This is a genomic window from Streptomyces sp. NPDC014894 (assembly GCF_043080985.1).
Taxonomy (GTDB): Bacteria; Actinomycetota; Actinomycetes; order Streptomycetales; family Streptomycetaceae; genus Streptomyces.
In genome coordinates, this window is record NZ_JBIBWD010000005.1 from 212,365 (window position 1) to 230,516 (window position 18,152).

Sequence of the window (18,152 nt, forward strand, 5' to 3'; positions counted from 1 at the left end):
ATCGTCGCGATCGCCACAGCGAGAGCCCCGTCCAGGCACTGGACGGGGCTCTTCGCCGTCCCCGGGGCTGGATAGGGTGGAGTCTTAACCCTTATTCCCAGCTGGACCCTGGAGCGGACCATGAACGTTGTGACCCCGGTAGGCGGCGACAGCGTGGCGGACCTCTCCTGGCCCGGCGTGCTGAACTCGCTCCTCGACCAGCGCGACCAGAGCGCGGACGCCACCGCCTGGGCGATGGACCGGATCCTCAGCGGCGCGGCCACCGACGCGCAGATCGCCGGATTCGCGGTGGCGCTGCGGGCCAAGGGCGAGACGGTGGAAGAGATCTCCGGACTGGTGCGGACGATGTACGCGCACGCGCGGCTCATCGAGGTGCCGGGGCCGAGCGTGGACATCGTGGGCACGGGCGGCGACGGCGCGAAGACGGTGAACATCTCCACGATGTCCGCGATCGTCGTCGCGGGCGCCGGGGCGAAGGTCGTCAAGCACGGCAACCGGGCGGCGTCGAGCGCCTCGGGCGCGTCCGACGTGCTGGAGAAGCTCGGGGTCAATCTGGAGCTGACCCCGGAGCGGGTGGCCGAGGTCGCGGAGGAGGCGGGGATCACCTTCTGCTTCGCGGTGAAGTTCCATCCGGCGCTGCGGCATGTGGCGGCGGCCCGCAAGGAGCTGGGGATCCGTACGACCTTCAACTTCCTCGGTCCGCTGACCAACCCGGCCCGGGTGAAGGCCCAGGCCACCGGGGTCGCCGACGCCAGAATGGCCCCCATCCTCGCGGGCGTGCTCGCGGAGCGCGGCTCCTCGGCGCTGGTCTTCCGCGGCGACGACGGGCTGGACGAGCTGACGACGACGGCGACGTCGCGGGTGTGGGCGGTACGGGACGGCTCGGTGCGGGAGCAGGCCTTCGACCCGCGGGACATCGGGATCCCGCTGGTCCCGGTGGAGGCGCTGCGGGGCGCGGACGCCTCCTACAACGCGGAGGTGGCGCGGCGGGTCCTCGCCGGCGAGAAGGGGCCGGTGCGGGACGCGGTCCTGCTGAACTCGGCGGCGGCGCTGGTCGCCCTCGACCCCGCCGACGCCCCCCTGGAGGACCAGCTCGCCGCCGGCGTCACCCGGGCCGCCCACTCCATCGACTCCGGCGCCGCCGCCGCCGCCCTCGACCGCTGGGTCGCCGCGACCAACGCCTGACCGAGCCCGCCGCGCCGCCGTGACACCCCGCCGTGACACCCCGCCGGGGCGTCACGGCGGCGTCGGCGCGGGGCGGGCGCCGGATTCCGGGATGCGGGACAGGGTTGCGCGGCCAAGTGTCGTTGGCATACCGTCCTTGCAGGTCATGAGCGACAGCGACTACGGCCCCGGCCCGCTGTCCGGCAACCCTCCGTCCGTGGCGGGGTGCCCCGGGTGAAGACCAGGCCGTAGGCAGCGAGGTCTGCGGCAAGCGCGGACCCCTGCACGCCCTGGGGTCCTGGTCCTCAAGGGAGCAGTCTCGTGAGCAAGCGAATGCGATAGGGCTGAACGCCCCTTCTTCAGCACACCCTCCACGCGCGGCGACCGCCGCGCCCGAGGCACCCCCCGGCACGCCGCCCTGCGGTGACGCACGCCCGCGTCCGGGTCCATGAAGCCATTCAGCCTGTCCCGCCGGGAGATTCCGCCATGTCCGCACGCCCCAGCACCGCCGTCGACACCGCCCTCAGCGCCCCCCTCCCCGTCCTCGGCCGCGAGGTCACCGTCCCGCTGGTCACCGGCGGCGAGGTCACCTACGCGGCCCTGGACTACGCCGCGAGCGCCCCCGCCCTCCAGCGGGTCTGGGACGACGTCGCCGCGTACGCCCCGTACTACGGCAGCGTCCACCGCGGCGCGGGCTATCTCTCCCAGCTCTCCACGGACCTCTTCGAGAACAGCCGCCGGACCGTCGCCGAATTCCTCGACTGCCGCGAGGACGACCAGCTCGTCTTCACCCGGTCCACCACCGACTCGCTGAACCTGCTGGCCGCGGCGCTCCCCGCCGACTGCCAGGTCTTCGTCTTCGAGACCGAGCACCACGCCTCGCTCCTGCCGTGGCGCGACGCCCAGGTCACCTACCTCAACGCCCCGCGCACCCCGGCCGAGGCCGTCACCACGCTGGAGCGCGCCCTCGCGGACCGCGACCCCTACGGCCCCGCCCTGGTCTGTGTCACGGGCGCGTCCAATGTGACCGGCGAGCTGTGGCCCGTGAGGGAACTCGCCGCCGCCGCCCACGCCCACGGCGCCCGGATCGTCCTGGACGCCGCCCAGCTCGCGCCCCACCACCCGCTCTCGGTGCGCGAACTGGACGTCGACTGGGTCGCGTTCTCCGGGCACAAGCTGTACGCCCCGTTCGGCTCCGGCGTGCTCGCCGGCCGCGCCGACTGGCTGCGGAGCGCCGAGCCGTACCTCGCGGGCGGCGGGGCCTCCCGCAAGGTCGCCCGCCGCGCCGACGGCGGCGTCGAGGTGGAGTGGCACTCCACCGCCGCCCGCCACGAGGCCGGCTCGCCCAATGTCATCGGCGTCTACGCCATCGCCTCGGCCTGCAAGGCCCTCACCGAGGCCGGCTTCGACACGCTCGTCGCCCGCGAACAGCGGCTGGTCGCCGAGGTCCGCGCCGGTCTCGCCGAGGTCCCGCAGGTCAAGGTGCTCTCGCTGTTCGGCGACGACGCCCCCCGGGTGGGAGTGATCTCCTTCGTGGTCGAGGGCTGGAACAGCTCCCACTTCGCCGCCGCCCTCTCCGCCGAGTACGGCATCGGCGTCCGCGACGGGCTCTTCTGCGCCCACCCGCTGGTCCGCACCCTGCTCGGCAGCGAGCCGCAGGATCCGGGCGAGTGCGGCGCCCCGGAGAGCGAGCCGGGGGAGAAGTCCCTCAACGCGATCCGCGTCAGCTTCGGCGCCGGCACCCCCGACGAGCACGTCGAGCGCTTCGTACGCGCCGTGCGGGAGCTGGTCTCCCAGGGCGCGCGCTGGAACTACCGCACCGAGGACGGCCGCTGCGTCCCCGACACCGCCTCCGCGTGAACCGGTAGCCGCGTCCCGATCAGGATCATCCGCAGGGCGCGCTCGGTGGCGTCGGTGAGGAACTCCCCGCCGCGGCCGAGCGCCTCCGTGAGCGTGACCGGCGCGGGCAGGATCGAGCTGTACGCGTCCACCCCGGTCGAGCGCACCAGATGCGCGCCCTCCCCGATGGTCCCGGCCAGCGCCAGCACCTCACGCCCGTACAGCTTGGCGCGCCGCGCCACCTCCGCCGGCACCTTGCCGCGCGGGGTCTGGTGGTCGAGCGCGCCCTCGGCGGTCAGCACCAGATCGGCGCGGGCCAGCCGGGCGTCCAGGTCCAGATGGTCCAGCAGCACGTCGAAGCGGGGGAGCAGCTGCGCGCCGAGCGCCGCGAGCCCCGCGCCCAGACCGCCGGAGGCCCCCGTACCGGGCCCGCCGTACAGATCGGTCCGGACGTCCAGATCCCGGGTGAGGACGTCGGCCCAGTGCTCCAGGCCCGCCGCGAGCTGCTCCACCTGCGCGGGCGTCGCGCCCTTCTGCGGACCGAAGACCCTGGCCACCCCGCGTTCGCCGCACAGCACGTTGAAGGGGTTGCAGGCCACCCGGATCTCGGTCCCGGCCAGCCGGGGATCGAGCCCCGAGGCGTCGATCCGGGCCAGCCGGCCCAGCTCCCGGCCGCCGTACGGCAGTTCCCGGCCGTCCGCGTCCAGCAGCCGCGCGCCCAGCGCCTGGAGCGCGCCGGCCCCGCCGTCGGAGGTCCCCGAGTCGCCGCAGCCCACCAGGATCCGCCGGACGCCGGTGTCGAGCGCGGCGGAGATCAGCTCGCCGACGCCATGGGTCGTGGTCGCGCCCGGGTCGCGCAGATCGCGCGGGACGAGGGAGAGCCCGGCGACCGCCGCCATCTCCACCACGGCGGTCTCCTCCCGGTCCCCGAGGAGCGCGAAGTGGGTGCCGATGCGCTCGCCCGTCGGCCCGGTGGCCCGCAGCCGGACCAGCCGTCCGCCGGACGCGGTGGCCAGCGCCTGGGCGGTGCCCTCGCCGCCGTCGACCAGGGGGATCAGATCGATCTCGGCGTGGGGCACCACCCTGCGCACGCCCTCGGCGATCGCCTCGGCGGCGGACTGGGCGGACAGGGACTCCTTGAAACCGCTGGGGGCTACGGCGAATCGGTTCAGCATCGTTTGTACTCCTGACAGAGGGGAGGGTTGTCCGCGTCAGCGGAGCGGCACACCGAGCAGCGGCCAGACGGCGACCGCGAACAGCAGCACCAGCGCCGCGGTCATCGGAGCCAGCACGGCGGAGAGCCTGAGCAGATCGCGCGGGGTGTAGGTGGGGGTGCCGGGGATGTCGGCGAAGAGGGTCACCGGCTTCGCGGAGGCGGGCAGGGTGTGGCAGAAGCCCGCGGCGGCGGTGGAGGCGAGGGCGGCGGCCACCGGATTGACCCCGGCGCCGACGGCCGCGGCGACCACCAGCGGCACCAGGACGGACGATCTCGCCGACCGGGACTGGAGCACCAGATGCGCCACGGTGGAGATCGCCACCACCACCGTCAGGAAGAGCCACGGCGGCAGATCCAGCGGCACCCCGCCGACCAGCCACTTCGCGGCCCCCGAGTCGGCGAGCGCGACGCCCATCGCCATGGTCGCCGCCATGAACAGCAGCAGGGACCAGGGCACGGTCTTGAGCGCGTCCTTGAGCCGTACGGTGCCCAGGGCCGGCGACGCCGCGACTATGGCGCCGATCAGCGCCACCACGGCGGGCGGCACCCGGTGCAGCGGTTCGCTGCACCACAGGGCGACCACGGTGGCCAGCAGCAGGGCGCAGCGGGTCTCGGCGGGCTCCCAGGGCCCGGTGACGGGCTTCTCGCTGTGCTCCTGGATCTCCTCGGCGGTGATGTGGACGGGGCCCAGGCGGTCCGCGCGGCGGGTGGTGGTGAAGAGCACGGCCTCCGCGGCCAGATGGGAGGAGACCACCGCCAGCGGCAGACCGATCATCAGCCACTCGGTGAACCCGATGCGCTCCCCGGCCGCCTCCCAGAGCACCGACACGGTGATGAGGTGGGCTCCGGCGCCGATCAGGGTGGCGACCGCGGAGAGCAGGATGACGGTGGGGAAGAGCAGCGCCAGCATCACCACCAGCCGCTTGCGGTCCGACAGGGCCTTCGCCAGCGCGAGGAAGACCGGCATGGCGAGGGCGGCCCGGCCGGAGGTGGCGGGCACCGCGAAGGCGGTGACCACGAGCGCCGCGGTCGTGAGATGAACCAGCTGCCGCACCGTGCGGGCCCCGCCGACGAGGAAGGCGGCCGCCCGTCCGGCGAGCCCGGTCCGCGCCACCGCGGCGGCCAGTACGAAGGCGCAGATCAGCAGCCACACGGTGTCGTCGCCGAGGGTGCCGAACAGCTCGTCGCTGCTGATCACCCCGGTCGCGGTGAGAGCGAGCCCGGCGCCGAGGGCGATGTAGGTGTCGTCGATCGGCGTACCGATCCAGGCGCAGGTCGCCAGGGCGAATACGGCGAGGGTGATCCGGGCGTCCCCGCTCAGTCCCGGGAAGTTCCCCGGGACGATGAGGAGCGCGCAGATGCTCAGGGCCACGCACAGGGTCGCCGCTTGTCGCAGGTTCAAGGTCACATGAGAAAGGTTTCACCCGGGCGGTGAGCGCTCCATGAGCACTTCATGAAAGGAACTTCACGCGGCGCGGCCCGTGGAGCGGGCGAAAAGAGGGCCCGGGGCCATGGGCCCCGGGCACGGCCGAGCGAGGGCGGTCCCGGAGTCCTCGGACCCGGGCCGGCGGTCTCACTCGGGCAGCCGATACCCCATCCCCCGAACGGTCTCCACCCGTCCGGCCCCCAGCTTCTTCCGCAGGGCGCGGACGTAGACGTCGACGATGTTGGAGCCGGGGTCGAAGTCGTAGCCCCAGACGTGCGACAGGATCTGTTCGCGGGAGAGGACCTGTCCCGGATGGCGCAGAAACAGCTCCAGCAGGACGAACTCGCGTGCGGTCAGATCGACGGTCCGCTCGCCGGAGCGGGCCCGGCGGGTGCGCAGGTCCAGCGTCAGCTCGCCGTTGCGCAGCACCGTCACCTCGGGGGCGCGCGCCGCGGTGCGCAGCCGCAGCCGGACCCGGGCGAGCAGCTCCTCGAAGCGGAACGGCTTGGTCATCCAGTCGTCCGCGCCGCCCTCCAGCCCGGCGACGGTGTCCCGTACGGAGTCCCGTGCGGTGAGCACGATCACCGGCACCGAGACCCGGGCCTCGCGCAGCTGGCGCAGCACGGTGAAGCCGTCCTTGCCGGGCAGTCCGATGTCGAGCACGATCAGGTCGAAGCCGCCGGTCACGGCGTAGTCGTAGGCGGCCTCGCCGTCTCCGACGACGGTGGTGGTGAAGCCGTTGGCGCGCAGCCCCTTCTCCACGAAGGAGGCGATGCGCTCCTCGTCCTCGACGATGAGTATCCGGTTCACAGGGTCGCTTCCTTCTGGAGTACGAGGACGAAGGTGGCGCCGCCGCCGTCGGTGGGGCGCAGCTCGACCCGCCCGCCGTGACCTTCGGCTATGGCCTTCACGATGGCGAGTCCGAGGCCCGCGCCGGTGGCCCGCGCGCCGCGCCGGGCGGTCCCGCGCCGGAACCGTTCGAAGATGACGTCGGCGTCCTGCGGCTGCACTCCGGGCCCGGTGTCGGCGACGAACAGCTCGATGCCGTCCTCGTGGCTGCGGGAGCCGATGGAGACGCGCTGGCCGGGGACGGTGTGCTGGACGGCGTTCTGGGCGAGCTGGACCATGGCCTGGGTGATGCGCTGCGCGTCCACATGGACCTCGGCGTCGGCGACCCCGGCGAGCTTCCACTCGCGTTCGCCGAGCGCCCGCGCCTTGACGTAGACGTCGGCGGTCAGCTCGCCGAGCTGCACGGGCTCGGGGGTGACGAAGTCGGGGCGCTCGGCCTTGGCGAGCAGCAGCAGGTCCTCGACGATGCGGCTCATCCGGTCCAGCTCCTCCATGACGATCCGTACGGTCTCCTCCCGTTCTCCCGGATCGTCGCCCATCAGCTCCAGATGGCCGCGGACGATGGTGATGGGGGTGCGCAGCTCGTGGCCGGCGTCGTCGACGAACTCCCGCTGGGCGGCGAACGCGCGCTCCAGCCGGTCCAGCATGGCGTTGAACGTCTCGGCGAGCGCGGCTATGTCGTCGCGGCCCTGGACGGGGATGCGCCGGGTCAGATCCTGCTCGGTGAGCTGGGCGGCGGTGGTGCGGACCAGCCGTACGGGCTGGAGGATGCGCCCGGCGACGGCCCAGCCGACGCCGGTCGTCATCAGCAGGGCGACCCCGGAGATGGCGAGCAGCATCAGGAAGATGTCGTTGGCCTTGTCCTGTTCGCCCTTGGGGTGGATGGCGACGACGAAGGCGGCCGGTTCGTGGGAGGGACCGGAGTCGATCTCGACCTTGGCCCAGCGGACCTCGCCCTGCGGGCGGTTCAGGGTGCCGGTGGCGTGCGGCGAGTTGAAGACCGCGGTCCGCGAGGCGGTGTCGTCGGCGAGCGGGTGGTAGGCCCTGGCCTCCCGCTCCTGGGCCTTGCTGGCGGGGGCCATGCCGGGGACGCCGACCAGGCCGAGCAGCTCCTCGTCCGGGTCGGCGTACTGCCGGGCCAGGAAGACGCGGAGCAGCGGGTTGGGGTCGGTGAACTTCTTGCCGTCGCTGGGGTCCACTCCCTGGGCGACGAAGTTGGCGAACTCGGCGGCCTCCTGGACCAGGAGGCCGTTGATCCTGTGGTCAACATCGCGTAGCAGTACGGAGCGGGTCGCCGTGGCCACCGCTCCCAGGGCCACTGTCATGACGAGCAGCAGCCAGAGCATGATGCGCAGCCGTGCGGAGACCCAGCGGCGTACGGGGTCAGCCGTCGTCACCGAAGTCGTCGCCGCCCGGGCCGTCGTCGCCCTGTCCGTTGCCGTCGTCGTCATTGTCGTCGCCGCCGCCCGGGGGGTTCTCGCGTACCGGAGGCCCGGACACGGTCTCGTCCACCGGCTGCGAGGGGGTGCTCGGCTGCTGGGTGGTGACCGTCTCGTCGCTGGGGACGGGGCGGGGGGAGGAGGGCCCGGCGGAGGACTCCGGGGAGCCGGGCTCCGGGGACTGGGGCGCGCCCGGCGAGCCGGACGAGCCCGCGGGCGTGCTCGTCTGCAGTTCCACCTTGGGGGGAACCTTGCGGTCGTCGGGGCTGTCGGTGAGGGCGTAGCTGGTCACCGCGATCCCCAGGGGGATCGCGACGACCGCGGCGAGTGCCGCTATGCGATGAGAGAAGACCATGTGTTCGATAGTGGCCAGACCACGGGAGACGCTGGATGAGACGAAGATGAAGAAGTCCTCATCTTGAGGGTTCCGGGGTCAGGAATCCAGTCCAATCGCGAACGCGGCCTCGAGATCGTGCTGTGAGTAGGTGCGGAACGCCACATGCGTGTCGGTCGCCTCCACTCCGGCGATCTTGCTGATGCTGCCCGGGATCACCTCGGCGAGATCGTCGTGCCGGGCCACCCGGACCATCGCGATCAGGTCATAGGTCCCGGTGACGGAGAAGACCTCGCTGACGCTGTCCAGGGACGCGATCGACTCCGCGATCTCGGGGATGCGGTCCACGCTGGTCTTGATGAGCACGATCGCGGTGATCACGGCTTGCTTTCTCCCTCGGTGGCCGCTGCTGAGGAGTTCACTCTAGCCCTACGTCCAAAACGTCCCCATGCGTAGAGAAAACCGGCCCCGAAGCCCACCAGATGCGCCAGATACGCCACCCCGGGCCCGCCGCTGCCCGCGCCCGAGGCCGCCAGCCACTGGAGCGCGAACCAGAAGATCAGCACGATCCAGGCGGGGAAGCGCAGCGGCAGGAAGAACAGGAAGGGGAAGAGACTGGTGACCCTGGCGCGGGGGAAGAGGAAGAGGAAGGCCCCGAGCACGCCCGAGATCGCCCCCGAGGCGCCCACCAGCGTCTGGTCCGATCCGGCGTTGGCCGCCGCGTAGGCGCAGAGGGCGAGGTATCCCGTGGCGGTGTAGAAGAGCAGGAACTCGATCTGCCCGAGGCGCTCCTCGGCCATCGCGCCGAAGACGTAGAGAAAGAGCATGTTGCCGAGCAGATGCAGCCAGTTCCCGCTGACGAAGAGTGCGGTGAACGGCGTCAGCAGGGTGCCGGGGTCGCCGCTCATCAGTTCGGCGGGGATCACTCCCCACCGTTCGAAGTACGCGCTCTGGGCCGACAACAGCGCGTCGCCGGTCCCGTACGAGGGGTTGAGGCCCGACACCGGACTCACGAGGAAGACCGCGCAGCACAGGGAGATCAGGCCGTACGTCACGGTGGGACCCGTCGCCGCACCCCGGATCGCGCCCAGGGCCACGTTCCGCCAATCAACCATGGACAGATCATGGCGTAGCGGAATGGAACGGTACAGAGTGCCTCGCCGTGTCCCCGGAGAGCCGCGAGGCCATAGAGTTACGGGGAGTACACCCGCAGTTCGACGGCGCACCGCGGCAACCGGAAATCCGTACAACGGAAGAGAACGCGAAATGACGACGGTTCCCTCGCCGACAGCTGACACCCGCTGGCGCTGCACACTCTGCGGCAATCTCACCCGTTTCGATGTCACCCGCTCGTCGAAGGTCGTCGAATACGTCCATCTGGACCTGGCCGGAGAGCCCAAGGTCGAGGAGCGCGAGGTGCTCAGTGAGACCATCGAGTCCGTGCGCTGCCGCTGGTGCAACGCCGTGGACAAGATCGAGTTGGTGGACAGGCCGGGCGCGGACTCCTGACGGGGCCCGCGCGAAGGGTAGTGGGGTGACGGATCGTGGAGCAGCCTGACAGCGGCGCCGAACCGGCCGGTGCGGCCGGTGACGCCGCCGAGGCGCTCGACCGGCCGTTGCCGGAAGGCGTCCGGCGCCGGGTGGTGGCACTGGTCTCGGACGCCTTCGGCGGGCTCACCGTCGGAGAACTCCCGGCCCAGTTGCGGCAGTACGCCCGCTTCACCCCCTCCCGGCGGGCCAAGTTCGCGGGCAACGCGATGGCGGCGGCGCTGGAGAGCGACCCCGTCTTCCGGCAGCGCATCGCCGAGCGGCTCACCCAGGTCCAGACCGAGCTGTGCGCCGCGCTGGCGGCCGGCTCCCCGCCCGCCGCGGCCGATCCCCTCGACGTGGCCGCCGCCGCCTATGTGCTGCGGCCCGCCGGATGGGTGAAACTCGTCGCCGCCGCGGGCGAGGAGGCCCAGCGCGCGGACGCCGAGCGCGCCGACGAGGCCGGCCGGCGCGAGCTGGACCGGCTCCGCGAGGAGCTGACCGAGGCGCGCGGGCTGACCAAGAGCGAGACCGAGCGGCTCCGCACCGAGCTGGAGACCTCCCGCAAGGAGGCCGAATCGCTGCGCCGCAAGGTGCGCAGCTTCCAGAGCGACATCAAGCGCGGCGAGGCCGCGCTGCGCCGGGCCACCGCCGAGCTGGAGACCGTACGGGCGGAGACCTCGGCCCAGGTGTCGGCGGCCGAGAGCGAGAGCCGGCGGCTCAAGGCCCGTCTCGGCGAGGCGGAGGCCGCCGTGGAGGCGGGCCGCCGCGCCGCCCGCGAGGGCCGGTCGATCGAGGACATGAGACTGCGGCTGCTGCTGGACACCGTGCTGGACGCGGCCCAGGGGCTGCGCCGCGAACTGGCCCTGCCGCCCGTCTCGGTGCATCCCGCCGACACCGTCGACGCCGTCGAGCCGGGCCGGATGTCCCCCAAGGACATCGCCGCCCGCGCGCTCTCCGAGACCGATCCGGCCCTGCTCGACCAGCTGCTGGCGCTGCCCCAGGCCCATCTGGTGGTCGACGGCTACAACGTGACCAAGACCGGCTATCCCACGATGCCGCTGGAGAAGCAGCGGCTGCGGCTGCTCGGCGGGCTCTCGGTGCTCGCCGCCCAGACCGGCGCGGAGATCACCTGTGTCTTCGACGGCGCGGAGCTGGCGGCCCCGGTGCTGCTCGCGCCGCCGCGCGGGGTGCGGGTGCTCTTCTCCAAGCCGGGGGTGACGGCGGACGAGCTGATCCGTCAGCTGGTGCGGGCGGAGCCGCCGGGGCGGCCGGTGGTGGTGGTCTCCACCGACCGGGAGGTCGCCGACGGGGTGGCCAAGGCGGGCGCGCGTCCGGTGGCCTCGGCGCTGCTGCTGAAGCGGCTCTCCCGGGTCTGACGGGCCCGTCCGGCCGCCTTCCGTCGCGCTTCCGCCGCATCCGGCGTTCCGTCGCTCGCGCCGCGACCGCCCGGCCACGCCCGCCCCGGCGTCCCGCCCGTTCTCCCGTGCTGTCTCCCGCCCGTTCTTCACCGCGGGATCGGCGGGAGCTACGTCAACTCCCGCAACCGAACGGGCTCAATGTCAACTTGCGCACCTCATGACCCGATTCGGACATAAAAGAACGGGACGTAGCGTCACATAGTCATCATCACGGCTGTGAAGTACGTAAAGAATGCGTGTCCGGTCAAGTTTTTTCCCGGCAGGATTTGAAGTGATCACAAGTGGGTCACTAAGGTCAGGCGTCGAACCTTCGCGCGGTTGATCACCCATCCGGGGTGGCGGCGGAGGCCCGCCGAGTCCGCGCGTCTCAGCCATGTCCCCGGAAGCTGTGGGCGCGGAGCCGGGGAATCGCCCTCCCTCCCGGTAGGCGGCTCGAGGAAGAAGGAGCCGTCCTTCGTGGCGTCCCACCGTCGTCCCAAGCAGCCGAGCCGCGCCCGAGTGACCGTGCTCACCGCGACCGCGGCCGCCGCCGTGGCCCTGACCTCCCAGACCGCTCAGGCCGACCCCAAGCCGAGCAAGACCGATGTCAAGGCGAAGGTCGACAAGCTCTACGAAGAGGCCGAGAAGGCCACCGAGAAGCTCAACGGCGCCAAGGAGCAGCAGGGCAAGCTCCAGAAGCAGGTCGACAACCTCCAGGACAAGGTCGCCCGGGGCCAGGACGAGCTGAACGACCTGCGCGACGACCTCGGTTCGGTGGCCAGCGCCCAGTACCGCTCCGGCGGCATGGACCCGGCCCTCCAGCTCTTCCTCTCCTCGGACCCGGACGACTACCTCGACAAGGCGTCCGCGCTGGACCAGATCGGCACCAAGCAGACCGAGGCGATCAACGAGATCCAGGGCAAGCAGCGGGCCCTCGCTCAGCAGCGCAAGGAGGCCCAGGAGAAGCTGGGCGACCTCGCCGACACCCGCGAGGTGCTCGGCTCCAAGAAGCGCGAGGTGCAGACCAAGCTCGGCGACGCGCAGAAGCTGCTCAACTCCCTCACCGCGCAGGAGCGCGCGGCCCTCAAGGCCGAGGAGGCCCGCGAGGCCGAGAAGGCCAAGAAGGCGGCCGACCGCGCCGCCGACACCGCCGAGAAGGCCGCCTCCACCAACGGCGGCGACGACCGGGCCAGCCGCGACACCGACCGCGCCGACGTGAGCGAGTCCAAGCCCAGCTCGGGCCGCGCCAGCTCCGCGTACGCGGCCGCGCAGAGCGTGCTCGGCAAGCCCTACATCTACGGCACCTCCGGCCCCAACTCCTTCGACTGCTCGGGCCTCACCTCCTGGGCCTTCGCCCAGGCCAACATCTCCATCCCGCGCACCTCCCAGGCGCAGACCGGCGCCGGCGCCCGGATCAACTCGCAGAGCGATCTCCAGGTCGGCGATCTGGTCTTCTTCTACTCGGACCTGCACCACGTCGGCTTCTACGCGGGCAACGGCCAGGTCCTGCACGCCCCGCGCACCGGCACCGTCGTCCGCTACGAGTCGATCGACAACATGCCGTACCAGTTCGGGGTCCGCGTCGGCTGACCCGATCGGCCCGGGCCGCCCGCGCGGCCCGGTCATGCCGCCCAATCGGGGGAATTCCCCGCCCGCTCGCTGACGCCGCGCCCCGCCGGTGACCTGTGGTCTCCCGGCGGGGCGCGGCCGTGCGCGCCCCGCGAGGTCTTTGGCCGCCGTGTGTTCGCCCGGCTACTGTCTGCCGCGCAACAGCCCTCGTACGGCGGCGGCGTCATCTCCGCGCACGGAAGTGCCGCGCCCGTACGCATTCCTCGCACATGCGGAAGGGAGCGCGGTCCGTGACGTCCCATCGACGGCCCTCACAGCCCGGTCTCACTCACAGTGCCAAGGTCACCGTCGCCTCCGCCGCCGCGGCCGCGACGGCCGCGGCGGCGTTCGGGGCCGTACCGGCGAACGCGGATCCGCACGACTCCCCGCGGAGCGCGCGGGGCGCGGTGGACCGGCTGTTCGAGGAGGCCGAGCGGGCCACCGAGCGCTTCAACGCCGCGGGCGAGCAGGTGCGGAAGGTGCGCGCACGGCTGGCGCGCACCCAGGACGCGGTGGCGCGCGGGCAGGAGCGGATCAACCGGATGCGCCAGGCGCTCGGATCGGTCGCGGGCGCGCAGTACCGCTCCGGCGGAGTGGACCCGGTGCTCGATCTGCTGCTCTCCTCCGACCCCGACACCTATCTCTTCCGCGCCGAGGCCCTGGAGCGGCTCGGCGCGCGCCAGAACGCGGTGCTGCGGGACTTCCGCCGGGTGCAGCGCGAACTCGGCCAGGAGCGGACCGCGGCCGCCGGGGCCCTCGCCGAACTGGAACGCACCCGGGCCTCGGTCGCCCGCAGCAAGCGGACCGTCGAACGCAAGCTCGCCGCGGCGCGGCGGCTGCTCGACTCGCTCTCGGCCAGGGAGCGCGGGAAGTACGACCGCTCCTCGCGCTCCGGCCGCGCCGCGCCGCCCGGAACCTCCGGCGCGGGGGCCGCCTCCTCCCGCGCCGCCGCCGCGCTGGGCGCGATCCGCGGCGCGATCGGCCGCCCCTACGTGTGGGGCGCCAACGGACCCTCCGGCTTCGACTGTTCGGGCCTCGTCCAGTGGTCCTACGCCCAGGCGGGCGTCGCCCTCCCGCGCACCTCCCAGGCGCAGCGCGACGCCGGCCGCCGGGTCTCCCTCTCCGAGGCCCGGCCGGGCGATCTGGTCGTCTACCGCGACGACGCCAGCCATATCGGCATGTACGTGGGAGGCGGCCAGGTCGTCCACGCGCCCTACCCCGGCGCCTCGGTCCGCTACGACCCCGTCGGGATGATGCCCGTCTCCTCGGTGACCCGCGTCTGACCGCGTCCGCGTTCCGTACGATCGACAGGTGGCGGATCACAGGCGCGCACGGCGCGCGAGGGCACGGGCGGGCGCGGGGCTCGCGCTCGTCGCGGCCGTGCTGGCCCCCTCGCTCCTGGCGGGCTGCGCGACCCCGAAGGCTTCCGGCGCCGATGTGGCGGACATCCGGCACACGCTGGACGCCCGGGCCCGGGCGGTGCTCGGCGGCGACGAGAGCGCCTATCTGGCCGCGCTGGACCCCGGGACGGCCGGGCTGCGCGCCCAGGAGCTGCGGTACTTCCGCAATCTGGCCGAGATGCCCTTCGCGTCCTGGGAGTACCGGCTCGGCGAGGTGGAGGAGCACGGCGAGCGCGCCGTCGCCCACGCGGAGCTGCGCTACCGCGTCGACGGCTACGACTCCGGCCCCGTCACGGCCCCCCGCACCCTGGAGCTGGCCCGCCGCGACGGCCGCTGGTACGTGAGCGCCGACCGCGCGGCGGAGGGCGCGGCCGAGCAGCTCTGGCACCAGGGCGAGGTACGGGCGGTACGCGGCGAACGCAGCCTGATCCTCGGCGTCGGCCAGGACACCGCCCGGCTCAAGGCGCTCGCCCGGACCGCCGACCGCTCCGTCCCGGCCGTCTCGGACGCCTGGCCCTCCCGCTGGGCCGAGCGGGTCGTGGTGCTCGCCCCCGACTCGCTGGAGTCCATGGGCGCCCTGCTGGGCGCGCCCGCGGCCGGATACCGGGGCATCGCCGCCGTCACCACCGGCGAGACCGGCGCCGCCGGGGACGCCCCCGCGGACCGGGTGATCGTCAACCCGTCCGCCTACGGGGTCCTCGGCGAGTTCGGCAAGGACGTCGTGATCACCCACGAGACCACCCATGTGGCCACCCGCGCCCACACCTCGCCCGCCACCCCCATGTGGCTCTCCGAGGGCTTCGCCGACTGGGTCGCCTACCGCGACACCGGGCGCACCGCCCCCCAGACCGCCCCCGAACTCAGCCGCGCCGTCCGCCGCGGCGACCTCCCGCCCGCCCTCCCCGCCGACGACGACTTCGCCTTCGGCGGCTCCCCCCAGACCCTCTCCCGCGCCTACGAGGGCGGCTGGCTCGCCTGCGAACTCATCGCCGACCGCTGGAGCGAGGACCACCTCACCGACTTCTACCGCGCCGTCAGCCAGACCTCCGAACCCACCACCGCCCTCGAAACCGCCCTCGCCGACATCCTCTCCACCACCCCCCACGACTTCACCGCCCTCTGGCGCGAACACCTCCTCAAACGCCTCGACCACTGACTTCCGGAATCAGCCCCACCGGACCAGATTTCACCCTCGCCGGCCCGGAGCACATTTCAGCCCCGCTGGCCGGGATCAGATTTCACCCTCGTCGGCTGGGCGGGCGCGGCCGGGCCAGATTTCAGCCCCGCCGGCCGGGCGGGTGCGGCCGCGACAGATTTCAGCCTCGCCGGCGTTTGAGGCGCGGGGGTTCGGGGGCGGCGCCCCCGACAAGGGCCCCTGGCGGTACCGCGCCGGCGGGCCGGGGAGCCTGCGCGGCCGGGCCGCGGGCGCTCGCCCAGAGCCGGGAGCACGCGACCACCGCCGCCCCCACCAGCAACCCGTTCCGAAGCCCCAGCACCCCCACCCCCACCCCATCGCTCCCCACCACATGCGAGAACCAGATCGGAAACTCCACCCCCGTCACCCCCGTCGCCCCCACCACCATCCCCACCGGCAGCGTCATCCGGCTCCCCCGAAACGTCATGCACACCGCCCCCACCCCCACCAGCCACACCATGTACTGCGGACTGATCACCCGGCTCGTCGCCGTGAACAGCAGCACCCCCGTGAACGCCGCGTCGCACAGCACCACCGGCCCGAACACCCGCGCCCGCCACCGCCACACCAGCAGCCACCCGAGCGCCCCCGCCGAGAGCGCCAGCGCCAGCGCCGACACCAGCGGCACATACGGCCCGAGGAACTCCACCGAGCCGTAGTGCAGCGTCGCCCGCCCCTCCCACCCCAGATGCCGGCCGATGTGGAACACCATCGCCCCCAGCGACTCCACCTCCGTCCCCCGGTCCCGCTGGAAGGCCGCGAAGGCCAGCGCCCCCGGCATGGTGAGCAGGAACAGCAGCGTGAGCCCGCCCGCCGTCGCCGCCGCCGCGCCTGCCGCGCGCCGGGTCGCCCGGCCGCGCGCCACCCCCGCCAGCAGCAGCACCGGCCAGACCTTCAGCAGCGCCCCGAACCCGGCGAGCGCCCCCAGCGCCCGCGGCCGCCGCACCCCGGCCAGCAGCGCCGCCACCGCGACCGCCGTCACCATCAGGTCGTAACGCGCGTACACCGTGGGCCCGAGCAGCGGCACCCCCGCCGTCCACACCCACACCCCGCGCGGCCGCCGCCCGGGCCGCCCGCCCGCGTACCGCAGCAGTCCGTACACCAGCGCGTCACAGACCAGCACCACCAGATAGAACGACCCCGCGTAGCCGAGGAAGGGCAGCGGCACCGCCGCCGGGGCCAGGATCGCGAGCGCCGCGCCGGGCGGGTACTGCCAGGTGACGTCCGACAGCGGAAAGACCCCGGTGCGCAGCGTCTCGTACCAGCCGCGGTAGATCACCGACACGTCGGCGGTGACATCGGGCCCCGGGTAGGGGATCGCCTTGAAGACGCACAGCAGCAGCGCCGCCCTGGTGAGGACCCACACCGCGAGCCGCGTACGACCGGAGGCGTCCGCCATGAGCAGCCCGTCCCCTTCGTATCCGTACGGAATCGCGAGGTGTCCATCGTGCAGCGCCCCTCGCGGCCGCCGCGATCAGACAGGGCCGTTCGGAGGGCTCCCCGGACTTCGATAATGTCGGCGGACCATGCACAAGACCTTGATCGTGACCAACGACTTCCCGCCCCGCCCCGGTGGAATCCAGGCGTTTCTGCACAATATGGCCCTCCGGCTCGACCCGGAGCAGCTCGTGGTCTACGCCTCCACCTGGAAGCGCGGACGCGAGGGCGAGGCCGCGACCGCCGCGTTCGACGCCGAGCAGCCGTTCACCGTCGTCCGCGACCGTACGACGATGCTGCTCCCCACCCCGCGCGTCACCCGCACGGCGGCCGCCCTGCTGCGCGAGCACGGCTGTGAGTCGGTGTGGTTCGGCGCCGCCGCCCCGCTGGGGCTGATGGGCCCGGCCCTGCGCCGGGCCGGAGCGCGCCGGCTCGTCGCCACCTCGCACGGCCACGAGGCCGGCTGGGCGCAGCTGCCCGCCTCCCGGCAGCTGCTGCGCCGGATCGGCGAGGGCACGGACACGATCACCTATCTGGGGGAGTACACCCGCTCCCGGATCGCCGCCGCGCTCACCCCGGAGGCGGCCTCCCGCATGGTGCGGCTGCCGCCGGGCGTCGACGAGGGGACCTTCCACCCCGGCTCGGGCGGCGACGCGGTGCGCGAGCGGCTCGGGCTGAGCGACCGGCCCGTGGTCGTCTGCGTCTCCCGGCTGGTGCCGCGCAAGGGCCAGGACACCCTGATCCTCGCGATGCCCGAGATCCTGGCGAAGGTCCCGGACGCGGTGCTGCTGATCGTGGGCGGCGGACCGTACGAGAGCGATCTGCGCCGGCTCGCCCGGGAGACCGGGGTCGACGCCTCCGTGCGCTTCACCGGCCCGGTGCCCTGGGCGGAGCTGCCCGCGCACTACGGCGCGGGCGACGTCTTCGCGATGCCCTGCCGCACCCGCCGGGGCGGGCTGGACGTCGAGGGGCTGGGCATCGTCTATCTGGAGGCCTCCGCGACGGGTCTGCCGGTCGTCGCGGGCGACTCCGGCGGCGCCCCGGACGCGGTGCTGGACGGCGAGACCGGCTGGGTGGTCCGCGGCGGCTCGGCGGGGGAGTCGGCGGAGCGGATCACGGCCCTCCTGGAGGACCCGGAGCTGCGCCGCCGGATGGGCGAGCGCGGCCGGAGCTGGGTCGAGGAGCGGTGGCGCTGGGACCTGCTGGCCGAGAAGCTGCGCGCGCTGCTCTGAGCGCGGCAAGATCATCTGTACATGACAGATCGCTGAGCTGCGTAAAGCCATTTTCTGACGGAAATTCAGCGTCCGCCGCTCCGGCT

Annotated in this window: 16 protein-coding genes and 1 riboswitch; of the genes, 8 read left to right on the plus strand and 8 right to left on the minus strand. The window is 73.1% G+C overall.

Features of this window, described 5'->3' with window-relative positions; translation table 11 throughout:
- Positions 1-120 precede the first annotated feature (120 nt).
- Positions 121-1,185 (plus strand): anthranilate phosphoribosyltransferase, encoded by a 1,065-nt coding sequence (gene trpD / locus ACF089_RS14585; RefSeq protein WP_392026033.1) that lies wholly within the window; start codon positions 121-123, stop codon positions 1,183-1,185.
- 141 nt (positions 1,186-1,326) lie between these two features.
- A riboswitch (SAM riboswitch) is annotated at positions 1,327-1,444 on the plus strand.
- Positions 1,445-1,650: 206 nt separating this feature from the next.
- Complete coding sequence (locus ACF089_RS14590) at positions 1,651-3,024, plus strand: aminotransferase class V-fold PLP-dependent enzyme (RefSeq protein WP_392026035.1); 1,374 nt, start codon at positions 1,651-1,653, stop codon at positions 3,022-3,024.
- On the opposite strand, the gene ACF089_RS14595 is transcribed toward ACF089_RS14590, so the two are convergent.
- The 7 genes from ACF089_RS14595 to ACF089_RS14625 all read right to left on the minus strand — a co-directional run bounded on the left by ACF089_RS14595 (position 2,976) and on the right by ACF089_RS14625 (position 9,382).
- On the minus strand, positions 2,976-4,178 hold the full coding sequence (locus ACF089_RS14595) for a glycerate kinase (RefSeq protein WP_392026037.1): 1,203 nt from the start codon (positions 4,176-4,178) through the stop codon (positions 2,976-2,978). The genes ACF089_RS14590 and ACF089_RS14595 overlap by 49 nt on opposite strands.
- Before the next feature lie 36 nt (positions 4,179-4,214).
- Positions 4,215-5,627, minus strand: coding sequence for an SLC13 family permease (locus ACF089_RS14600; RefSeq protein ID WP_392026038.1), 1,413 nt, complete (start codon positions 5,625-5,627; stop codon positions 4,215-4,217).
- Between the two features lie 165 nt (positions 5,628-5,792).
- Entirely contained in the window at positions 5,793-6,455 is a 663-nt protein-coding gene (locus ACF089_RS14605; protein WP_392026039.1) for a response regulator transcription factor, read from the minus strand.
- Positions 6,452-7,891, minus strand: a complete 1,440-nt coding sequence (locus ACF089_RS14610) for an ATP-binding protein (RefSeq protein WP_392026041.1) — start codon at positions 7,889-7,891, stop codon at positions 6,452-6,454. The genes ACF089_RS14605 and ACF089_RS14610 overlap by 4 nt, the downstream gene beginning before the upstream one ends.
- On the minus strand, positions 7,878-8,288 hold the full coding sequence (locus tag ACF089_RS14615) for a hypothetical protein (protein WP_392026042.1): 411 nt from the start codon (positions 8,286-8,288) through the stop codon (positions 7,878-7,880). The genes ACF089_RS14610 and ACF089_RS14615 overlap by 14 nt, the downstream gene beginning before the upstream one ends.
- A 78-nt stretch (positions 8,289-8,366) precedes the next feature.
- Complete coding sequence (locus ACF089_RS14620; RefSeq protein ID WP_392026044.1) at positions 8,367-8,648, minus strand: Lrp/AsnC family transcriptional regulator; 282 nt, start codon at positions 8,646-8,648, stop codon at positions 8,367-8,369.
- Positions 8,645-9,382 carry a rhomboid family intramembrane serine protease gene (locus ACF089_RS14625; RefSeq protein ID WP_392026046.1) on the minus strand — a complete coding sequence of 246 codons (738 nt, stop codon included), beginning with the start codon at positions 9,380-9,382 and terminating at the stop codon, positions 8,645-8,647. Before ACF089_RS14625 ends, ACF089_RS14620 begins: the two co-directional genes overlap by 4 nt.
- Positions 9,383-9,533: 151 nt before the next feature.
- Here ACF089_RS14625 and ACF089_RS14630 point away from each other — a divergent pair, with 151 nt between their 5' ends.
- The 5 genes from ACF089_RS14630 to ACF089_RS14650 all read left to right on the plus strand — a co-directional run bounded on the left by ACF089_RS14630 (position 9,534) and on the right by ACF089_RS14650 (position 15,358).
- Positions 9,534-9,776 (plus strand): hypothetical protein, encoded by a 243-nt coding sequence (locus ACF089_RS14630; protein WP_190121757.1) that lies wholly within the window; start codon positions 9,534-9,536, stop codon positions 9,774-9,776.
- Positions 9,777-9,811: 35 nt separating this feature from the next.
- A complete protein-coding gene (locus ACF089_RS14635; RefSeq protein ID WP_392026048.1) occupies positions 9,812-11,173 on the plus strand; it encodes an NYN domain-containing protein in 1,362 nt (453 codons plus the stop codon).
- A gap of 498 nt (positions 11,174-11,671) precedes the next feature.
- Positions 11,672-12,784: an NlpC/P60 family protein gene (locus ACF089_RS14640; protein ID WP_392026050.1), complete on the plus strand. Its 1,113-nt coding sequence runs from the start codon at positions 11,672-11,674 to the stop codon at positions 12,782-12,784.
- Between the two features lie 269 nt (positions 12,785-13,053).
- A complete protein-coding gene (locus tag ACF089_RS14645) occupies positions 13,054-14,085 on the plus strand; it encodes an NlpC/P60 family protein (protein WP_392026051.1) in 1,032 nt (343 codons plus the stop codon).
- Between the two features lie 28 nt (positions 14,086-14,113).
- Positions 14,114-15,358, plus strand: coding sequence for a hypothetical protein (locus ACF089_RS14650; RefSeq protein WP_392026052.1), 1,245 nt, complete (start codon positions 14,114-14,116; stop codon positions 15,356-15,358).
- A 160-nt stretch (positions 15,359-15,518) separates the two neighbouring features.
- On the opposite strand, the gene ACF089_RS14655 is transcribed toward ACF089_RS14650, so the two are convergent.
- A complete protein-coding gene (locus ACF089_RS14655; protein WP_392026053.1) occupies positions 15,519-16,796 on the minus strand; it encodes a glycosyltransferase 87 family protein in 1,278 nt (425 codons plus the stop codon).
- A gap of 127 nt (positions 16,797-16,923) precedes the next feature.
- On the opposite strand from ACF089_RS14655, the gene ACF089_RS14660 reads away from it, so the two are divergent.
- Positions 16,924-18,066, plus strand: a complete 1,143-nt coding sequence (locus ACF089_RS14660; protein ID WP_392026054.1) for a glycosyltransferase family 4 protein — start codon at positions 16,924-16,926, stop codon at positions 18,064-18,066.
- Positions 18,067-18,152: the final 86 nt, after the last annotated feature.